A 20,060-nucleotide genomic window follows, 5' to 3' on the forward strand; every position below is an offset into this window, starting at 1 on the left:
CCCCAGTCGTTTGCCCCCGGATTCCACGTACTGGGGATCGCTCCGTCAGTGAACTGGGTGGCAAGCCACCCTGCGGCAGCGTCGCCCGAGCTGATTGTGGACGTGGGAGCACTCGCGCGCGCGGTCGCCGCGCCGGTTGTCGGGGCTGACGCGGCCGCTGGCGGTGCAGCGAGCAGTCCGACAGCCAGAGTCGCGGACAAGGCAGTCAAAGCCACCAAGCGGGAGGAGCGGGTGGTGAGGGCGCGCATGTAGTGCCTCTCGTATCAGCGAATCTACGGCGTCGCCGCACCTCTGATACGCGAAAACCCCTGCTGCGATTGCGCGCAGCGAGGGGTGAATTCGGACCAGCAAGTCCGGACTCCACCCGTAGCCTCGACGGTTGAAGAGTCGCTGGCTCAGGCGCGGTATTCCGACTTGCCGCCCCACTAGTGGGCCGACCTACGGTTGCGGGTCAGTGCCGGAATTCGACCGGCTTCCCCGCGCAAGAGCAATTGACCTAGCGGCTGAAAGGTAGCATCCGGTCAATCGCAGCGTGGCCGGGTGCTACCAATCCGCCAGGTCGTCGGGCGCTGACCCTGGCGCTGGCTGACGGGACGAGCACCGTCACCTACGCGGCAGAATTCCCGGCTTCGATGGTGCTCTCGCCCGCCTCAAGGGTGTCGGCGACCGCCGCCGACTCACGGATTGCGGCCGCTTCGGCGAGGCTTGAGCGCACCGCTTGGGCAGCCGGGCCACCGCGAAGCCAGCTGCGGATCCCACTGACGAAATCGTTGGGCACGGAGTAGATCGCGAGCTTGCGCCAGACCTCGGCGCTTTGCTTGGACAGCCGCCCGCTGGTGTAGGGCAGTCCGTACTCCTCACACAACGCACGCACCTGCGGAGCTATTTCGGCGTAGTGGTTGCTCGGGATGTCCGGGAACAGATGGTGCTCGATCTGGTGGCTCAGGTTCCCACTCATGATGTGGAACAGCGGGCTACCCTCGATGTTCGCCGAACCCTGGAGCTGCCGGATGTACCACTGTCCACGCGTCTCTCCCTCGATTTGCTCTTCGGTGAAGTACTCAACATCCTCTGGGAAGTGACCGCAGAAGATGATCACGTGTGTCCAGATGTTACGCATGACGTTGGCCGAAACGTTGGCAGTCAACGTCGTCGGAGCGCTGATTCCGGACAACAGCGGGAAGGCCACGTAGTCCTTGATGACCTGCGGTTTGACCTTGCGCCACAGGCTCTTGAGCGCCGCCACCTTGTCCCGCTTGCCATCGTTTTGCGCGGCAACTTCCTGGTCAGCGTCATACATGGCGATGCCGTATTCGAACATCAACATGATCACCACGTTGGTGATCAGTTGGAACGAATGGGACGGTTCCCACTCCTGGTCCTTGGAAACTCGCAGGCGACCGTAGCCAACGTCCAGATCCTTGCCAATGACGTTGGTCCAGGTGTGGTGCATGACGTTGTGCGACTTCTTCCACTCCTCCGAGGAGATGGCGCTGTCCCACTCCCACGTGGTGGAGTGAATTGCCGGGTCACGCATCCAATCCCACTGGCCGTGCATGATGTTGTGGCCAAGCTCCATGTTTTCCAGGATCTTCGATGTTCCCAACATCGCCGTACCGGCAAGCCAGGCGGGCGGGAGGATCGAGGCCATCAGGGTCGTCCGTGCCGCGATCTCAAGGCTCCGTTGAACCTTGATCATGCGCCGGATGTAGGCGGCATCCTCCTCGCCGAGGTTGTCCACGACGCCCGCACGCATGGCGTCGAGGCGGCGGCCGATCTCTTCGACTTGGCTGTCGCTGAGGTGAGCTGCTGTTTTGCTGTTCATGGGTTCTCCTAGATGTCGATGTGGACGTCGCCGAGCGGGGCGTTGATGCAAGTCTGGATGAGCTCGTTGGGTTCGCCGTGAGTCTGACCGGTTCGGATGTCGCGCACCTGGCCCTCGACGAGCGGGACGACGCAGCCGTGGCAAATTCCCATCCGGCAGCCGTGCGGCATCAGGATTCCGGCGGCTTCGCCTGCCTCGAGCACGGTGGTATCGGCGCCTACTACCTGCTGCCTCGTGCTGCGTTCGAAAGTGACGTTGCCACCTTGACCAACCGTGGCGGCACGGACTGGAGTGAAGCGCTCGATGTTCAACTGCCTCGGGTCACCGCAACGATCCCAATGCTGCTGGGCTTGCTCAAGCAGTCCGGCCGGACCGCAGACCCAGACCGGCAACTCCTGCCAATCCGGCACCTGGTCGGTGATCTCCGCGAACGTCGGTCGTCCGGAGATGCTCGTGTATCGAACGTGCAGCTTGAGCCAAGGACTCAATGATGCAAGTTCACGAAGCTCCGCGCCAAAGATCTGGTCCGAGCGGCTGTGGTCAACAGTTACTAGCTCGACCAATGGTGGGTTCGGCTGGTTTGCCAGCGTGCGCAGCATCCCCATTATCGGGGTGATGCCACCACCCGCCGCGACCATGAGCAGTCGCTGCGGCTGCGCGGTTGGCAGATGGAACTCGCCGCTCGGCTCGCCGATCCACAGCAGGTCGCCGACCTCAAGGTCGTTAACGAGGTAGTTCGAGACGACGCCGGCATCCACAGCCTTGACTGTGATGCAGAGATCCGCCGCCGCGCCGCCCGCTGGCGACGTGATCGAGTAGGTGCGCCAAGTGCGCACGCCGCGAACGTCCACCCCGATCGGCAGGTGCTGGCCCGCGAGGTGGGCTGGAAGGGGTCGGGCTGGACGCAACTGCAACGTTGCGGCGCCAGGAGCCTCATCGATGATCGAGATGACTCGGGCCGCCCGGCCGGAGCCGGACCACATTGGGTTGACGAGTTCGAGGAAGTCACTCGGCAACAGCGGAGTCGTCAGCCGTCGTGCCGCGTTAAGTATCCGGTTCATGTTTCTACGGTACCGTAAGTTACGCCTCCGTAGGTTACGGGCACGTAAATATCTCTCAAACGTGTCGCGCCACGCCGAAGGGCCGCCGCAGCGGGTGTGGCTGCGGCGGCCCTTCTGCGCGCTTCGTCGTTGTCTTCGGCTTGTTTCCCTTGGTCACGGGTTAGTGCCCGCGCCGGGTGACCGGTTTACTTGAAGTGGTTGCGCTTGCTGTGGATGAAGCCACCAACGTGGCGCGGTCCGTAGGCACCCACGGCCTTGTGCCCGTGCTTGCCCTTCCAGCGGTATACGTGGCGCGCGCTGCGGGTGGCATTTTGCTCCACCGTGTAGATGCGCTTCTTGGTGACCTTGTTGACGACCGCCACGTGCTGGTACGGGCCGCCGAGCTCGACGAGCACGTCGCCTGGGACGGGGCGGTAGCCGGTAGCGTTGCGGTGGAACTTCAGCTTCTTGCTGTAGGTCCGGTTGCTCCGCATGCCGTAGAAGTTGGTGATCCTGCCCCAACCCTTGTTGCTGTAGAGCCGACTCGCCAACTCCGTGCATTGGCGGCTACGAATCACGGACACGCCATGGCCCTTGAGCCAGCGCTTGCCCTTGATGGTCACGCCACCGCCGGAGAAGTGGCTAACGGAGCGAGTCATGGTCGGCGCCGCGCTGGCCGTCTGCGTGGTCAGTACCGCTGGCGCTGCAACTGTGGAAGCTGCCAATACGGGAACAGCAACAGCGAGAGCCGCTCGTCGAATCCCTCGGGGCGAGGGGATGTGCGTCTGATTTTGTGTTGAGTTCATACGTCGAGATTCGGGGGAAAACAAGCCCGCCGAAAGGAGGAAAGTCACCTTGGGTGCTTACTCACTCCTGAAAAGGTTGAAACTTGGACATTCCGAAGCGTGAATTTGTAGCGGCCGTCACACGGTGGATTAGTACGCGCCGGGGCGTCCCCAGTGATCACGCGGCTGCCCGTCGCGCGCGGCGGGGACCGCCGTCACGTTGGAACCGGCCGGTGCCCCAAGTGGAACGTCACCCCAACCGAAATCTGGGATCGCGGTAGCCGACAAACTCGCAAGCGCTCCGATCGGAACGAAGTCACCGCCGGAGGCGTTTCGGAACGCGGGCGCGAGCGTATTTATCCGGTTGTCGCGGATAATCTGGGTCGGGTTGCACGTTGGGTTGTTCGACCTACACCCAGTTCCGTCACCAATGCCCAGCTCCTTGCCCGCGCCACCGTTCCAGATGACATTCCCGACGATTCGTAGGTCGTCGTCAGCAACAGATGGTGCCATGATGTGACTTCGCGCTGGCGGCGATGCCGGAGCGTGAACCGACAGTTGCTGCCACCGCGACTCATAGCCGCTCGGATTAGCGATCACGTTGTTGTAGACGAACACGTGGCGATTGGGTACCCACTCGCCACCCGTCGTTGCTGTTCCCCATCCGCCGCGATTCAGATTGCCAACGCATGCTGCAGCATTCACTGAAGCGTCATACGCGTCGCAACTGCGGGAACCGTGTTGAAACAGCAATAGCGCATCGCGCTTGCCGACTCGATAGAGCGTGTTGTACGCGATCAACACGTTGTACCCACCCTGCACGCCTAGCCCCGCGTTTTCGGTGTCGTGGATGACGTTGTTGACCACCGCAATCCCCATGGCTTCGTAGGTGATCCAGGGGCTGACCATGAACTCAAACCCTGTCCCCTGGCCGGCAGTGAAACCGCCCACCCCGCAGGCGTAGAACTCGTTATCGGCGACCGTCAGGTAGGCACTGCCACCCTTCGCGTAAGCACACCAGTCACCCGCATCGTGGACCTTGGTGCCGATGATGTGACCCGACTGCACCGCCACGAAGTCGATCGCGTTGTCCTCGGCGCCGCGGACCTCGGAGTCCTCTATGTAGATGTTCTGCGATTGGTTGACCTTGAGCAGGTCGTGGCTGCGCGATCCGCCGGCCGACGCATCGCCGTCGAACAGAACGTTGCGCACCAGCACGTGATCACATCTCTCACAATGGAACGCGTCCTGGTCGCGGATGACGTCGATACCCGTCAGATAGAAGTACCTGGTGGCGTACATGTTGATGTCGCTATCGAAGCGAACGGTGTGTGCACCATCGACTGCGTTGAGGATGATCGGATGCTTAGCGGTACCTCGGCGGTTCTCCCAGTAGTTGGGAGTCATCGACTCCGCATACCTTCCGGATCGCACCTGGATCCGGACGCCTTGAGTCAGGTCTCGATCTGCTGGGATGCGCGTCCATGCCTCGGTCACGGTTCGCAGCGGATGGGTGGCACTTCCGTCGTTGCGGTCGGACCCATGGGTGCCGTCGACCCAAACATCGGACACGTCTATGTCACCCATCTGGTACCGGCTTACGGACGTTCCCGCTGGGACGCGACTCGGCGGCTGGGCGGGGGCTCGAACTGGGCGCACCCCTGGTCGGAACCGGACGATGACCGTTCGCGAAGTCCGTGGCCGCACGCGCAGTCGCGTGGTTTGCTTCTCCGGCCGGTACGTCCGCGAGCCAAGGTGCACTGGCTTCGCTCGAACCGTCACCCAACCCTTCCCCCGAAAGCGGAGCTTGGCCGACTTCCGGAGAGTCCGGTGGTACTTCTGCGGCCCCTTGACCACGATTGAGGGCCACGCTCTTGCCGGTAGTCCCTGAATCCGCACGGCCAACCTCGCCCTAGGCGCCCGCCCGGCCCGAGTTGTCTTCAGCGCGGAACTTACCCAGCGGTATGGTCGCGAATCGACGCGGGAAACAGCCATACCGCCGGGTAACTTCGTGGGGGCCGAATGCCAGCGTGCGGCAACCGCCGGGGCGGCGAGGGTCAAGGCGGCGAGGGTCAAGGCGGCGGCGATTGCCACCGTCGTGGCAAGGGCGCAGAGGATCGGGCTCGTGGATTTAACGCGATTGTTCACGTCCGCGTCCACCTCCTGGCTGTGTCCGTCGATGAGACCACAGGGGATCACTTCGAGTCGACCGTCGTTCTACGTTCCAGCGGATACCTCCCCTGCCTTGCTCGACTGCTTGGTCTCAGTTGACTTCGGCAGTCAGCGAGGTGATGCGGGCTTTCGGTCACCTGATTGGCTGGGTGATCCACGTACTCGGTCACAGCGTGCATTTACGCTGCTGCTCCAGCACACTGGTTGCATGCTCGCTGCTGGAAGCCTCATCGCTTTTGTGCCCGTGACCGATGTCGGCCGGGCCATGCACTTCTACGGCGACCTACTCGGCCTCAGCGTGATTGATCAGGCAGAGAACTGGTGCACTCTGGGCGCCCACGGCGCGGCGCTGCGCCTGACGCTGGTTGATTCGAAACCCGACGTCGAATTCACGAAGGTCGGATGGTCGGTCACCGACATCGCAGAAACCGTCAGCGACCTTGCCACTCGCGGCGTCGCCTTCCAGCGGTATCCCAATTTCGAGCAGGACGACTCGGGCATCTGGACCGCACCCAACGGCGATCGTGTCGCGTGGCTGCTCGACCCGGACCAGAACATCCTGTCGATTACGCAGTTCGCTGGCTAGCCGGTTGGCGGTGTCGTGGTCTGCGCGGTCGAGGAGGCTGTTGGCTTCCCACCCCCGACACCGGCCTGCGCCTGCTGGGCTTTGACCCGCTTTGTCACCCAATGCTCGGCGAAGAAAGACGCCAGCGGAATGGTCCCTGCGATGAGGATCGCCCCAGTGGCCAACAGCGACCAGCGCATCCGGAACGTGAGGTCCACCGCCGTGATCAGGTAGATGAAATAGAACCATCCGTGCCCAGTCCACATGAGGGCGTACGCGGACGGCTTGCTGGCTGCGTCGCTGTAGTCGAGCATGGTGTAGCCCACGATGGCCCAAATCGTCAGCGTCAACAGAAAGACGCCGGTAATCCACGCCATAACGCGATACCGCAGCAGTGCGCCCGACATTGTCTACTCGCCACCATTTCTCTCGACGGAGTTTCTGTCTACCGAATCAGAAGGCGCGCCATACGCCCGCTGGGCTCGCGTGGCTGCTGGCGCGTCCAACGAGATGGGTTGGTCATCGACCTGCACCGGAGCCTGGTCGGCAGGTCTGACCGACGACTCGGAACCGCCGACATCGGCAACCTTGCGGTCGTCCTCGGCGCCGTCGAAGCCCTCGACCGCAGCGGCAGCCGCCAGTTCGGCATCCCGCTGGTCGCGGATGAATCGGAACCAGAACCACACCCCGAAGGCCGCGAAGATCCACCATTGGAATGCATAGACGAGGTTCCGGAGATTGAGGTTCGCTTCGCCCCCAGGAATCCTGGGCGCAGTCGCCACGTTCCACTGCCAAATTCCCATCCCAATGAGCCCGGCAATGAGCAGCACACAGAAGACATGCCACGCTAGCCAGCGGGGGGCCATTGCGTAGCGGAGCACGGCATAACGGTACGTCAAGGGCCGGAATCCGACACACGGACGGCGAGCCCTGGCGCGCACTGACGGCCGATTGCCGCGATCATTTCTGTGAGCGAACCATTGGGAGGTGACGGCGTGGGCGACACGAAACCACGCAACCTCTGGATCGGCACGTCGCTGGTCATACTTGTGATTCAACTGCTGGCATCACCGTTGCCACTGCTGCAGGACATCATCTGGTGGATTTTCGCCCTGCTGACCGCAGCCATGATCGCCATAGTGGCCCGGCGCAAACGACTGTGGGCCAAGTCGGCCTGGGGGTTTGTCAGCGTCGGCATGGTGCTGTTTGTCCTCACCGACCTGTTCTCCCGGGGAACCAGCACCGAACCCACCTCGCCGGGGGCATTCGGGCCCATCGAGAACGTCTTGCACGCCGCCTCATTCGTCTTCTTCTCCGTCGCCGCAGTCATTTTTGTCAATCGACGACGACGGACTGTCGCTGACATCGGTGGCCTGCTCGACTCCGCCATCGTCTTTGTTGGCGCCAGCATGATCGCCGCTGAGTTCTTCGTGTACCCACTGTGGAGTGAAGGCACGCTCAATAGCGATCAGCGAACCACGCTCGTGCTCTTCGAGATCCTCAACGTCTTACTCCTGTCCCTCACCGTGCGCCTGTGGTTCTCAACTGACCGCGTCGTCAATCGCTCCGCGCGGATCCTGTCCATCGGCTTCCTCCTACTGGTGCTGACGGACGCCATCGGCATCCTCAGCTGGCTGCCGAGCAGCCCCATCGAAGGCCGCTACACCAATCCGATCGTTGAGTCGGCCGCGATCATCTTCATATCCCTCGCCGGATCCGCAGCCCTCGACCCCACCGCCGCACGACCGCCAGCGATCGACACCGAGGCAGTGATCGTCGCGCGCACTCGGGTGCTATTCCTGCTTGGCGCCGCTGTCCTCGTGCCGCCGGTGCTCCTGCTGCTGCACCGCGACCAGGGCACGTTCAGCAATGGACGGGCGTTCGTGCTCGCGACCCTTGCCCTGACGGTGCTGCTGGTGTTGCGCGTGAACCTCCTGGTGCAGGGATACCGCGAGGCGATCTTCCGCGAGCACGCGCTGCGCGAGATCAACGCTGGCCTCATGCGCACCAGCACCATCCACGAGGTCAACAGCCGACTCAGCGACTGGGCCGGGCGCCTCGTCGAGCAGCCCGATGTCACCTGCGTGCTCGGCACGGACGAAGAACTTGAGGCCAGCGGAACCAACACGACGGGTCAGCGCTTCCGACTGCCAAACGGCCAAGTGCGCTACCGAACGGTCGTCTCCGTATCCGGCACGACGCCACGGCGTCAACTCGTCGTGGAAGCCCCCGATTCGATCCAGGGCGCAGCTCAATCGTCATTGGCCGTGCTCGGCCAGAGCGTGGGTATGGCGCTGGAACGCCTAGCGCTGGCGCGCCGCGTTGTGGAACGCGCGACCACCGAGCGACTGCAGTTACTGCTGCATAACGCCAGTGACGTCATCGCCTTGGTCGACAGCAATTTGGTGATCCGCTATGTGACCGAGGCCGTGCGCGACCTGACCGGTCAGTCGCCGATCAACACGGTCGGCCGGGGGTGGCCGAGTCTGTTCCAAGACGCGGCACTGGCACGTGGCCTGCTCGACCGAGCACGCACCGCAGGCGAGGCTCGCGGAGACCTCGTGCTCGATCCACTGGCCATGCGCGTGACCCTGGGCGACGAGGTCTCCGCCACCGACGGCGCCGCGCGGGATCGTCGGGTCGAGGTCGACGTGTCGTGGCTGAGCTCCGAAGGTCAGTTTGTGGTCACCCATCACGACGTCACCGACCGTTACGTCCTCGAGCAGGAATTGGCCTTCCAAGCGTTTCACGACGAGCTCACGGGCCTGAACAATCGCGCCGTCTTCCGCACCGAACTTGTCCGCGCGAGCACCCGCGCACGACGATCAGGCAGTCCGTTCGCCGTGCTGATGATGGACCTCGACGACTTCAAGGACGTCAACGATTCCCTCGGCCACCCGGCTGGCGACCAACTCCTTAAGGAGGTAGCCCGCCGACTCGTTGAGTGCATGCGCGAAGGCGATACCCCGGTTCGACTCGGTGGCGATGAGTTCGCGGTCATCCTGGAAAGCGCCGGCACGTTGGCGGACGCACAAACCGTCGCCAACCGTGTCCTCGACAGACTCGCGCAACCGACGAACCTGATGGGGACCGATGTTTCCACCAGCGCGAGCATCGGGATTGCGATGAGCGATGGCGCGCAGGACACCTCTGAGGTGGAGCGCGATGCAGACATTGCCCTGTATGACGCGAAGTTCGCTGGAAAGGGCCGGGTCGCGATCTTCCACAGCGACATGCATGACACTGCAGTACTCAAACTCTCGGTTATGAATCAACTGCGCGGTGCCCTGACCAGAGATGAAATGGTCGTCAAGTACCAGCCAATCTTCGACCTGGAGACCGGTGCCATCGCCGGAGTCGAGGCGCTGGTTCGGTGGAATCACCCGACCCGGGGCGAACTTGTTCCCGACACCTTCATCGCGCTGGCTGAGGAAACCGGACAGATCATCGAGATCGGCCAGTTCGTCATCCGACGTTCGTTGGAGGACTTGGCACGGTGGACTCGGTCGATACCGGCCCACCGCGACTTGCGAATGTCGGTCAATGTCTCTTGGCGACAGCTGGCTAACGACGACGTCGCGGCCGTACTGGCCAAAGCGATTGCAAACACCAACGTGGCTGCCGAGCACGTGGTGGTCGAGGTCACCGAGAGCGTTCTGGTGCCCCACGAGAGTACTGCTGCGAGCCAACTGTCGGCCATCGACGGGCTCGGTGTCTCGGTGTACATCGATGACTTCGGCACCGGCTGGGCATCGCTGCACTACCTGCGATCCCTGCCCGTCAGTGGCCTGAAACTGGCACAGGAATTCGTCGCCGGTTTGCCCAACGAGTTTGACGGCGGGCTAGTCAAGGCGATCAAGGATCTGTCGAGCTCGATGCATCTTGAAGGTGTCATTGCCGAAGGCGTGGAGACGGAAGTCCAGAAATCGGCGTTGATGTCGATGGGATACCGCCTCGGGCAGGGGTACTTACTGGCACGACCGCTGAGCTCCGAGCAGATCGTCGCACTGCTGCGCACCACCCCGGCAGCACCATGGGAACTGGCGAGCCGCCTGCCGACGACCTAGATCGGTCGGCCATCACGCAGGGTCGGTCGGTTCAGAATCTGTCGGGGAGGCACCAGCACCGGGTGAGCGCTGCTGGCCGCCTGGACTCTGTGGAACGTCGATCTGGCGGGGCGGAATAAGGTCGACCCGACGCGAACCCGCGGGCTCCTTGCCCTCCTCGAAGTCCACTTTGCGGAGTTGCTTGCGCATCGAGAAGAAGATCACCACGGCAGCAATGGCCAACACGACAATCGAAAGGAAGCCCAGGCCACCGGGCGAGACGCGATCTGGATCGATCTGAGGAGCCGTTGTGGGGCTCGGAGTCGCGACGACGTCGGCGAGTAAACTGGTCACACTTGAAAGCAACGAATTGGCGCTCACGACAGCCATGACACCACGGCCCCGCCCACAATCGGACAATGGGTACCAATGTCGACCACCAAATTGCGCGATCTTCCGCCGTACCTGCAAGACCGGTACGGCTACCGGCGCACGCCACGATTCGTGATCGGCCTGACGCTGGTGCTAGCGATTGTTGTCGTCAGTCTCGGCAGCTACGGCGCATACAAGGTCGCCAACCCCGCAGTGCGCAGCAAACTGCTGGTCTGGAGCGCGAAAGAACCAACCCACGTCGACGTGACTTTTGAAGTTCGCCGCTCTGCCAGTCAGCCCGTTGACTGCGCGCTGCGAGTGCAGGACGACAAGCGCCAGGATGTCGGATACGCGGTGGTGAATTTCCCCGCTGGGACTCCTTACGTGCAAGAGACCTACAGTGTGGCAACGCGGAAACAGGGTGCCGCAGCGGAAGTGCTGGGGTGCGCGCCAACGGGTCAACTGCGCGTCTCCCAACCGGACTTCCCGCCTGGAACCGTCAACCCCCCACAACCATGGAGTCCCGCATGAGTCAAACGAACGAGACGTGGTTGACCCAAGAGGCTTATGACCGGCTGCAGGAAGAACTCGCGGAACGCTCGGAGGCCAAGCGGGCCGAGATCACCGCCCGTATCGCCGCTGCGCGGGAAGAAGGCGACCTCAAGGAGAACGGCGGATACCACGCGGCCCGCGAGGAGCAGGGCAAGAATGAGGCACGTATCCGCCAGCTCAAGCACCTACTGGAGAACGCTCAGATCGGCACACCGGCCGACGCTGAAGAAGGCAAAGCAACCCACGGCACAATCGTGACAGTCCGCTTCTCCGACGGCGACACCGAGCGCTTCCTGCTCGGCTCTCGCGAGGAGGCGGCCCACACCGACATCGACGTCTACTCGCCCACGTCACCGCTCGGCGGCGCTGTGCTGGGCAAGTTCGTCAACAACTCGGTTGAATTCGAACTCCCCAACGGCCGCAAGGTGTCTGTTGAAATCGTCGCGGTGGATCTCAACGACTAGCGCGACCTCAGTGAGCCGTCGTACGACGGTACTTGCGCACCGCCAGCGGAACAAAGATCGCCAACAGAACGGCCAGACTCAACAAGGTGTAGAGGACCGAGTGGTCCAACGACCAGTAGCCATATTGTTGGCCCGGTATCCCGCCGGTCGGGTTGCCGAACAGCTCTCGGCAGGACAACGTCAGCGAGGACAACGGGTTCCAGGCGGCAATCGCCCGTAGGCCTGACGGCATGCCCTCCAACGGCACAAACGCATTGGAGATGAAAGTCAGCGGAAACAGCCAGATCAATCCCGCGGTGTTCGCCGTCTCCGGGTTTGGCATGTAGAGGCCGACCCACGATCCGATCCACGCGACCGTGTACGCGAACAACAGCAACAGTGCGTATGCCTTGACGGCATTGACGAAGCCGTCACTGATCCCCCACCCCACGAATAGGCCAGTGATGGTTAGCACCGTCAGGACCAGGATCATGCGCGCGGCATCGGCGAAAGTGCGACCAAACAACACTGCCGAGGCCTTCATCGGTAGCGAGCGGAATCGGTCGACGATTCCCTTGTGCATGTCTTCGGCAATGCCCACCGTCGACGATGCTGCTGCGAAAGCAACGGTCTGCGCGAAGATGCCAGGGATGAGGTACTCGCGGTAGGCGTCGGCACCGCCGGAGGCTCCGGGAACCGGGATGGCCCCGCCAAAGACGTAGGCGAACATCAGCACGAAGATGACCGGCTGAACCAGCGAGAAGAACAGTAGTTCGGGGACTCGGATGGTCTGGATCAGGTTGCGCTTGGCAACGACCATCCCGTCGGCCAGATGCCAGCCCAGTATCGGCCGTGACCGAGGTTGCGGGGCGTCCGTGCGGGTAGTGGTTGCAGATACCGCACTCATGAGGCCTCCTTCTGCTTGCGCTGGCGCCGTTTCTTCTTGGTTCCGCTCTGCTGTTCTTCTTCCTCTGCCGTTCGACCCGTCAACGACAGGAACACGTCGTCGAGGGTAGGCCGGCGTAACGCCAGGTCGTCCAACACAACGCCAGCGGAATCGAGTGATCGAACGACGTCGACGAGCACCGTCGAACCGCCGGACACCGGCACAGTGACCCGTCGATCCACCTCGTCCACCTTGGCCTCGGCGTTACCCAACGGGGAGATCGCCGCAACCGCAGGGGCAATCATCGACTGCTCCCGCACCACGACCTCGACCCGATCGCCACCGACCGAATCCTTCAAGGTCTCACTGGTTCCCTTGGCGATCACCTTGCCGTGATCGATGACGACGATCTCTTCGGCTAGTTGGTCCGCCTCCTCCAGGTACTGGGTCGTCAACAGCACCGTGGTGCCGTCAGCAACGAGGTTCTCGATCACTTCCCAGAGCTCCAGCCGAGACCGTGGGTCCAGGCCAGTTGTGGGCTCGTCCAGAAAGAGGATCTCCGGTTTGGCGACCAGACTCGAGGCCAAGTCGAGCCTGCGCCGCATGCCGCCGGAATAGGTCTTGGCGGGCCGATCTGCGGCGTCAGCCAGTCGGAATCGCTCCAACAACTCGTCCGCTCGCTTCCTTACCCACTTGGGTTCCAGGTGGTACAGCTGCCCGACCATGTTGATGTTCTCCCGACCGGTGAGGTACTCATCAACGGCCGCGTACTGACCGGTCAGGCCGATAATTGCCCGGACCTTCTCCGGGTGCTTGAGCACGTCGATGCCGCCGACCGTTGCGTGTCCGGCATTCGGCCGAAGCAATGTGGTCAGGATTCGCACTGCGGTCGTCTTGCCGGCGCCGTTGGGTCCAAGCAGCCCCAGGACGCTCTGCTCCTTGACCTCCAAGTCAAGGCCATCGAGGGCCTTGACATCTCCGTAAGTCTTGACCAAACCCTCGGCCACTACTGCTGAATTTGCCATGGGGGAAAGTTAGTGGATCGAGCCACCGGTTGTCGTCGCCGATTGTCCCGCCTGCGGCCTCGCGATCAGCGCTGGTGAGTGACCATGGAGATGCCGCCGCCTGGTCGCAACGTGATGGCCGGAGCAGCCGTCGCGACGGTTCCCGGCGTCAGTTCCAGTCGCCATTTGCTGGCCAGGGTGGCCAAAACCAGCACGGCCTCGGTCCAGGCGAATTGGTCACCGATGCAACGTCGGTTGCTGAAGCCGAAGGGGAACCAGGCACCGCGCGGGGCACCAGGTGCCGACTCGCTGAACCGCCCCTCGGCAGTAAGCCAACGCTGCGGTTGGTAACCCAACGAGGCGGGCCAGAAGCGCGGATCGCGGTGCATCGCGAATGCCGAAGCGAGGATCAACGAGCCTTCCGGAATGGTCCACTCGTCCACCTGAATGTCGGTCAAAGCCCGACGGCCAATCATCCAGGCCGGCGGATACAGCCGCATTGACTCAGCAACGCACGCGGTCGTGAACGGCAGCGCGGCAAAATCGTCGAAGGTCGGGGTCCGACCCGCGAGCACCTCGTCGAGTTCCGCATGGAGCCGCTGGGTCGCGCTGGGGTTACGGGCGAGCAGATACCAGGTCCACGACAACGCCATGGCTGTGGTCTCGTGCCCCGCCAGGACCATGGTCATGGCCTCATCCCGAAGTTGCGCGTCGTCCATTGCGAAGCCGTCCTCCTGCGCCGCGATCATCATGCTCAAGAGGTCACCGTTGTCTCCCGCTGCTCGGTGTTCCGTGATCAGTCGCTGCACCAGCATGTCCAGCCGATCCACGGCTTCGCGCAGATCGCGGTTGCGTTTGATGGGGAGTCGGAAGGTGGTTCGGGCGCCAGGCAGCATTAGGAATTGGAAGCGCTCCAGCACTGCCGACAGTGCCTCGCTGACCTCACTGGCATCACCGGAGAGATCGGATCCGAATAGCGCCTTGCCGACGATCGCCAGCGTCAACGACGACATGTCGCCGACGACCTCAATCGTCTTGCCGTAATGCCACTTCTGCTCGTGAATGACAGCACTGCCAACCATGTCCTGGGCGTAGCTGGCGATTCGCGACTTGTGAAAAGCCGGCTGAATCATCCGGCGCGCGCGCAGGTGATCCTCCCCTTCGCTGGTCAGCAGTCCGTCGCCCAGTATCACCTTGGCGACCTGCAACCCACGGCCCTTGCTGGTGTCGCGACCGTGCGTCTGCATGACCGCCAGAATCGTCTCCGGGTGCGTGAGGATGTAGGTGTCTTCACCACGGAGTTTGGTGTGCGCGATTCGTGGGAATTGCGTCGCGACATCAACCATCGAGTTTGCCATCGACCGGCGCCGAGTCAGCGCGTTGAGGACGATCGCCCGGCCGTTCGGACCCGGTGGCCGCGGGACATCCTTGGGTTGGCTGACCTTGGCGGCATCGACGGCGCCGAGGGCCATCCGGAACCGGAAGTCCAGATCGTAGGGCTGTCCGTCGCGTGTGGGAAGTTCGACGTCACGCATCAGGTTGCGTCCAGTACGCATCGCCCCGGACGACCAGTGCAGCGGCTCCCACCACCCCGGCGAGTTGATCCAACACGGCCGGCACGATCGTCATTCGCTGAACAAAAGCCATACCAGCATGCTCCTCGAAAGCGTGCCGCATGGGAACCATCAGCAGGTCACCACTTTGCACCAATCCGCCTCCGATGACCGCGACGTCCAGGTCGAGCAACGCCGCGACCGATGCCAGGGCGATCCCGACGGCCTCACCCGCTCGGCGATACGCGGCGATCCCGATCGGATCGCCGTTCCTGGCATCCTCGGCCAGCGTCTTGGCGTCGGCTGGCGCATCGGCTCGACGCGGGGTCCACCCCTGCTCCACCGCCCAGGCCGCAGTTGCTGGCCCACGGGCAATGGCCTCCAGGCAGCCACGACCACCGCACCCGCAGGCCGGGCCTTCTGGGTTGACCACAACATGTCCGATATGGCCGGCGTTGCCGAGTCCGCCGTTGACTATTCGGTCATCGATGATGAGGCCACCACCCACCCCCGTCGACACGACCATTCCCAAGGCATTGGCGTAACCGGCCGCGGCACCCATCCAGTGCTCGGCGGCAGCCATTGCGATGGCGTCGTTGTGAATCCGCACCGGGACACCGGGGAAACGCTTTGCGAGGTTGCGGCGCAACGGATAGCCGCGCCACCCTGGAATGTTCACCGGCGACACCACACCGTCGGGCCAGACCATCGGCCCGGCACAGCCAACTCCAACCCCAGCGACCTCCTGCTGACCCGTGGCTGCGAACAGTGAATCGCACAGCCCAGTAAGTGCGCCGTACATCTCCTCCGCGCTTCCGCGGGCCGGCGACGGCGTGCGCTCGACGGCAAGCACGTCTCCGTCACTGGTGACCAGTCCGGCAGCCATTTTGGTGCCACCAATGTCCAACGCCAGCACCGGTAGGGATGGGTCGGTCACTTCAAACGCGCTCATTGTCATGTCCCCATCCTGCCGCGCAGACATGCCGATAGCACCTGCTCGCGACACCCACTACGCCGAGCGGCAGGATCACGGTATGAGTACTACCGCTGCTTTCAGCTCGGTGCCTTGGGCCGGGTCCGATGTTGCGTGGACAGCAACTGGGATCGCCGCAGCTGTCCGCGCTGGTCACATCAGTCCCAGAGCAGTCACCGACGAAGCCCTGCGTCGAATCTCCGAGCGGGACGGCGCTCTGAACGCGTTTGCACGCGTTCGTGACGCGTCGGCGCGCGCGGAGGCGGCAGCTCTGACGCATCACCCCGAGCTTTCGCAGCTTCCGCTGGCCGGTGTCCCAGTGGCGATCAAGGAGAGCCTGCAGGTCAGCGATCAGCCAGGGCCGGACGAGTCACCTGCTGCGGGAGAGCAACGGTCATCGTCGGATCATCCCGTGGTCGCTCGGTTGCGGGCGGCCGGAGCGATCATCGTCGGTACTACTCGGATGCCACAGTTCTCGCTCTATTCCGCGACCGACCGTCCCGGTGTTATTACCCGCAATCCGTGGAATCCACAACTGACTGCCGGTGGTTCCAGTGGTGGCGCCGCAGCGGCGGTGGCAGCAGGAATGGTGCCGCTCGCACACGGCACCGATGCCCTCGGCAGCGTCCGTATCCCGGCGGCTGCTTGTGGCTTGGTCGGCATGAAGCCCGGGCCGGGGTTAGTTCCCCGCGCCTTGGACGGGCCCGACTGGTTCGGGATGCTGGAACACGGGGTGCTGGCGAGCACAGTCGCCGACGTGGCACTGGGCATGTCGGTCATAGCAGAGGACGCCGGTTTGGCTGACACCACATTGCCCACTGCCAGGCTCGTGATCGCCGTCTCGCAGAAGTCCGCGGTCACCGGAGTGCGTGTCGATGATGCCTACCAACGAGCGCTGAGTTCGGCCGCGACCTTGCTCGCCCGGGCAGGTAACGAGGTTCGCTCAGCAGACCCGGACTACTCGACGCGCGCCTCCCTTTCGGTCATTGCTCGATGGTTCGCGGTTGCGGACCAGGCTGTACGCGCGGCCGATGACCCCACCGCGATCGAGCGGCGCGTCCGGGCGCAGGCCCGGCTCGGCAACCTGTTGGGCAGAACAACACTGGTGGACGAGAGCCCCGCAAGAGCCTTCACCGAGGCGGCGCAACAGTTCCTGAGCGCCTACGACCTGCTGGTCACCCCGGCTCTCGCACAGCCACCCATCCGGGCCCGGGAATGGTCTGACGGATCGCTTCTGCGGACGCTGCAGGGAACCGTCCCGTGGACTCCATTTGCCGCGCCATGGAATCAAGTCGGCTTCCCGGCCATCGTCGTGCCGACCGGAAAGCTGCACCCGCGGACGCGCACTCCACTGGCTGTGCAGATCGTCGCTCGTCGCGGCCGTGAGCAACTTCTCTTGGCCGTCGCCGCGCAGTTGGAATCGGTCCGGCCGTGGTCGCTGGTCGCCCCCGGTTACGGCGGTCAGCCCGACCCCACGGACTAGCATCGCGACGCCACGGTCGGGAAAGCCGGGGTCGTCGGCGGTGGCGTCGGCACAGTTCTCACGGGTAGGTCAGTTTGGGCTTGCTGCAGACAATTGCTCGTCGCGCGCCTTCGTCTCCGGCATGAGGACGGCAAAGAGTAGTGCGACCGCCATGACGGCCAAAGCCGTAGCGAAGGCCCAGTGGTATCCCGCTTGATCGGCGATCAGACCCGCTAGGAGTGGACCGGCGATCGAACCAACGTCGGCGATCATCTGGAAGGTCGCCACCACGATGCCACCACGGTTCGGTCCAATGACATCGCCAACCACTGCGGCGGGAGCGGACCCGAGGAATGCGGTACCAATGCCGACGATGGCCATACTCACCAAGAAGAGAGCAGGTTCGCCCGCCAGAGTCAGCGCCACCAAACCGATAGCTGAGGTCAGCGTCCCAATAATCATGGCCGGTCGACGGCCTCGGTGATCAGCGAGCCGACCGGCAGGCAGCAGCGCGATCCCCTGCGTGAGCGCGGCCACCAGGAATCCGACGCCCGCGAGTCCAGGACCCCTACCGAGTGACTCGACGACGAACAGCGGGACCAGCGACGTGCGGATGCCGAAGGAGACGAAGCCATTGGAGAGGTTGACCACGAGTGCGGCGCGGTAGCCGCCGTTGCGCAGGGCACGACCGAGGGTTGTCGGGTGTGCTGCCGGTGCCTGGTTGTTCGGAGTCTCGTTGTTCGGCGCCCCGACAGCCACTACGTCGTCGGGCGCCAGCTCGGCAGCGCGCGCCGCGACCGGATCGATCGCCTCGGCTGTGTCGGTATCTCCACGAGCAACATCTGCGGCCGCGATCTGCGCCGGGGAGCGAAGAAATAACAGTGCGACGGCTGTGGCAAGTAGCAATGTCGCGGCGTAGACGAAGAACGGCGCACGGATGGAGATGCCAACGACCAGACCACCCACCGCAGGGCCAGCAATACCGCCGAACAGAAAGCCAGCCTGGAACGCACCGGCCGCACGGCCACGCTGCTCCGGGCCAGCCGTGCGCAGCAGAAGCGCCATAGCGGACACGGTGAACGCCGCCGAACCGATCCCACCGACACCGCGCAGCAGGAGCAACTGGGTGTAGGTATTGGCAAAGCCAGCGAGCAGCGACGACACCGCTACCACCAACAGGCCGGCCGACAACACCGCTCGCTCGCCGATCCGGTTGACCAGCGCACCGGCGCCAGGCGCCGTAATGAGCCGCATGAACGCGAACACGCTGACAACCGCGCCCGCCAGGAACGCTGTGACGCCGAAGGTTTTGGCGAACACAGGAATCGCTGGGGCGACAATTCCAAATCCCAACGCAACGCAGAAGGCGATCGCGGCCAGTACCGAAACCTCGCGCGGGAGGCCGGCAAGCCATGGGGTGCGCCGCAGCGCGCCAGCGAACTTGCTCATCGGCTAGGCCACCGTCGACTGTCCGATGGTTGCAGGATCCGGCAGAACAGCGTCGCCCACTTCCACAAATCGCACGGGTCATTCGACCATGCGCCGGGACTTGGACTTGTTGCAGGGCACCGCAGGTGCAGACGGCTCAGTGGCCCGGCGCGAGAGCCGCCATGCGAGCCGCTCACCGCCCGCCCGGAAGTGAGGCGGGTAACGGACTTGCGCTCAGGCAGTTGGGAGCACAAAGTGTTCACATGAGTTGGATTTTCGGTACAGCAAAGCGACGGATGGTCGAGCCCGACGAGGCCCTCCCAGGACACGACGACTATCTCTACGAGGTGCCGACGACACACGCTGTCCTGGGCACCCCCTTGCGCGGCCCGTGGAGTGATACGACCGAGGTCCTGTACGTCGCGATGGGTTGCTTTTGGGGTTCGGAGCGAAAGTTCTGGCAACTCCCCGGTGTGGTCTCAACGGCGGTGGGTTACCAGGGTGGGTTCTCCACGTACCCCACCTACGAGGAGACCTGCACGGCGCGCACTGGTCACACCGAGACGGTGATGATCGCATACGAACCATCCGAGATTTCGACCTACGAGCTACTCAAGGTCTTCTGGGAGAACCACGACCCAACCCAGATGTATCAGCAGGGAAACGACGTCGGCACCCAGTACCGCAGCGCTATCTTCTACACCACCGACGACCAGCGCGAACTGATCGAGTCAACCCGCGATGCCTACGCGAAGGTGCTCGCCGATCGGGGCTTCGACCCGATCACGACGCAGATCGCCCCCGCCGATGGTCTGCCGTTCTACTACGCCGAGGACTACCACCAGCAGTACCTCTACAAGGTGCCCCACGGTTACGACTGCCACTCCAGCACCGGGATCACCCTCCCCGCCCTGTCGGCGTAGCTCAGAAACCGATCCGCCAGCGCACAACGCC

19 protein-coding genes and 1 riboswitch are annotated in these 20,060 nt (G+C 63.5%); of the genes, 7 read left to right on the forward strand and 12 right to left on the reverse strand.

The features are described from left to right. A partial coding sequence (locus KAZ48_03855) for a hypothetical protein (protein ID MBP7971912.1) occupies positions 1-252 on the forward strand: 252 nt, incomplete at its 5' end. A gap of 128 nt (positions 253-380) precedes the next feature. Further along, a riboswitch (cobalamin riboswitch) is annotated at positions 381-515 on the reverse strand. 92 nt (positions 516-607) lie between these two features. Here KAZ48_03855 and KAZ48_03860 read toward each other — a convergent pair. From KAZ48_03860 to KAZ48_03875, 4 genes are all read right to left on the reverse strand, one after another. Beyond that, positions 608-1,825: an acyl-CoA desaturase gene (locus KAZ48_03860; protein MBP7971913.1), complete on the reverse strand. Its 1,218-nt coding sequence runs from the start codon at positions 1,823-1,825 to the stop codon at positions 608-610. A gap of 8 nt (positions 1,826-1,833) precedes the next feature. Then, positions 1,834-2,886, reverse strand: coding sequence for a 2Fe-2S iron-sulfur cluster binding domain-containing protein (locus tag KAZ48_03865; protein MBP7971914.1), 1,053 nt, complete (start codon positions 2,884-2,886; stop codon positions 1,834-1,836). Positions 2,887-3,071: 185 nt separating this feature from the next. After that, entirely contained in the window at positions 3,072-3,524 is a 453-nt protein-coding gene (locus KAZ48_03870) for a CHAP domain-containing protein (protein ID MBP7971915.1), read from the reverse strand. Positions 3,525-3,800: 276 nt separating this feature from the next. Continuing rightward, positions 3,801-5,237 (reverse strand): right-handed parallel beta-helix repeat-containing protein, encoded by a 1,437-nt coding sequence (locus tag KAZ48_03875; GenBank protein ID MBP7971916.1) that lies wholly within the window; start codon positions 5,235-5,237, stop codon positions 3,801-3,803. A 793-nt stretch (positions 5,238-6,030) separates the two neighbouring features. On the opposite strand from KAZ48_03875, the gene KAZ48_03880 reads away from it, so the two are divergent. Beyond that, positions 6,031-6,408: a hypothetical protein gene (locus KAZ48_03880; GenBank protein ID MBP7971917.1), complete on the forward strand. Its 378-nt coding sequence runs from the start codon at positions 6,031-6,033 to the stop codon at positions 6,406-6,408. Here the strand turns inward: KAZ48_03880 and KAZ48_03885 are convergent. Next, positions 6,405-6,794, reverse strand: a complete 390-nt coding sequence (locus tag KAZ48_03885) for a DUF3817 domain-containing protein (protein MBP7971918.1) — start codon at positions 6,792-6,794, stop codon at positions 6,405-6,407. The genes KAZ48_03880 and KAZ48_03885 overlap by 4 nt on opposite strands. Positions 6,795-6,797: 3 nt before the next feature. After that, the gene (locus KAZ48_03890) at positions 6,798-7,268 is read right to left on the reverse strand and encodes a hypothetical protein (protein MBP7971919.1); all 471 of its coding nucleotides are present in this window, start codon (positions 7,266-7,268) and stop codon (positions 6,798-6,800) included. A gap of 114 nt (positions 7,269-7,382) precedes the next feature. On the opposite strand from KAZ48_03890, the gene KAZ48_03895 reads away from it, so the two are divergent. After that, positions 7,383-10,454 (forward strand): EAL domain-containing protein, encoded by a 3,072-nt coding sequence (locus KAZ48_03895; protein MBP7971920.1) that lies wholly within the window; start codon positions 7,383-7,385, stop codon positions 10,452-10,454. A gap of 12 nt (positions 10,455-10,466) precedes the next feature. On the opposite strand, the gene KAZ48_03900 is transcribed toward KAZ48_03895, so the two are convergent. Beyond that, positions 10,467-10,787, reverse strand: coding sequence for a hypothetical protein (locus KAZ48_03900; protein ID MBP7971921.1), 321 nt, complete (start codon positions 10,785-10,787; stop codon positions 10,467-10,469). Positions 10,788-10,862: 75 nt separating this feature from the next. Between KAZ48_03900 and KAZ48_03905 the strand changes: the two genes are divergently transcribed. Then, entirely contained in the window at positions 10,863-11,336 is a 474-nt protein-coding gene (locus tag KAZ48_03905) for a DUF4307 domain-containing protein (GenBank protein MBP7971922.1), read from the forward strand. Continuing rightward, positions 11,333-11,821, forward strand: a complete 489-nt coding sequence (gene greA / locus KAZ48_03910) for a transcription elongation factor GreA (GenBank protein ID MBP7971923.1) — start codon at positions 11,333-11,335, stop codon at positions 11,819-11,821. Before KAZ48_03905 ends, greA begins: the two co-directional genes overlap by 4 nt. A 7-nt stretch (positions 11,822-11,828) precedes the next feature. On the opposite strand, the gene KAZ48_03915 is transcribed toward greA, so the two are convergent. The 4 genes from KAZ48_03915 to KAZ48_03930 form a co-directional block, all read right to left on the reverse strand. After that, positions 11,829-12,707, reverse strand: a complete 879-nt coding sequence (locus KAZ48_03915; GenBank protein ID MBP7971924.1) for an ABC transporter permease — start codon at positions 12,705-12,707, stop codon at positions 11,829-11,831. Then, positions 12,704-13,711, reverse strand: a complete 1,008-nt coding sequence (locus KAZ48_03920; protein ID MBP7971925.1) for an ATP-binding cassette domain-containing protein — start codon at positions 13,709-13,711, stop codon at positions 12,704-12,706. The genes KAZ48_03915 and KAZ48_03920 overlap by 4 nt, the downstream gene beginning before the upstream one ends. Positions 13,712-13,776: 65 nt before the next feature. Continuing rightward, a complete protein-coding gene (locus KAZ48_03925; protein MBP7971926.1) occupies positions 13,777-15,225 on the reverse strand; it encodes a cytochrome P450 in 1,449 nt (482 codons plus the stop codon). Further along, positions 15,218-16,225 carry an ROK family protein gene (locus tag KAZ48_03930; GenBank protein MBP7971927.1) on the reverse strand — a complete coding sequence of 336 codons (1,008 nt, stop codon included), beginning with the start codon at positions 16,223-16,225 and terminating at the stop codon, positions 15,218-15,220. The genes KAZ48_03925 and KAZ48_03930 overlap by 8 nt, the downstream gene beginning before the upstream one ends. Between KAZ48_03930 and KAZ48_03935 the strand changes: the two genes are divergently transcribed. Next, positions 16,224-17,699 carry an amidase gene (locus KAZ48_03935; GenBank protein MBP7971928.1) on the forward strand — a complete coding sequence of 492 codons (1,476 nt, stop codon included), beginning with the start codon at positions 16,224-16,226 and terminating at the stop codon, positions 17,697-17,699. The two genes, KAZ48_03930 and KAZ48_03935, sit on opposite strands and share 2 nt — an antisense overlap. A gap of 69 nt (positions 17,700-17,768) precedes the next feature. Here KAZ48_03935 and KAZ48_03940 read toward each other — a convergent pair whose 3' ends face one another. Beyond that, positions 17,769-19,127: an MFS transporter gene (locus tag KAZ48_03940; GenBank protein MBP7971929.1), complete on the reverse strand. Its 1,359-nt coding sequence runs from the start codon at positions 19,125-19,127 to the stop codon at positions 17,769-17,771. A gap of 242 nt (positions 19,128-19,369) precedes the next feature. Here KAZ48_03940 and msrA point away from each other — a divergent pair, with 242 nt between their 5' ends. Next, entirely contained in the window at positions 19,370-20,029 is a 660-nt protein-coding gene (gene msrA, locus KAZ48_03945) for a peptide-methionine (S)-S-oxide reductase MsrA (GenBank protein ID MBP7971930.1), read from the forward strand. The last annotated feature ends 31 nt before the right edge of the window (positions 20,030-20,060 follow it).

The sequence above is a fragment of the Candidatus Nanopelagicales bacterium genome, assembly GCA_018003655.1.
In the GTDB taxonomy this organism is placed as follows: Bacteria; Actinomycetota; Actinomycetes; order S36-B12; family UBA10799; genus JAGNDY01.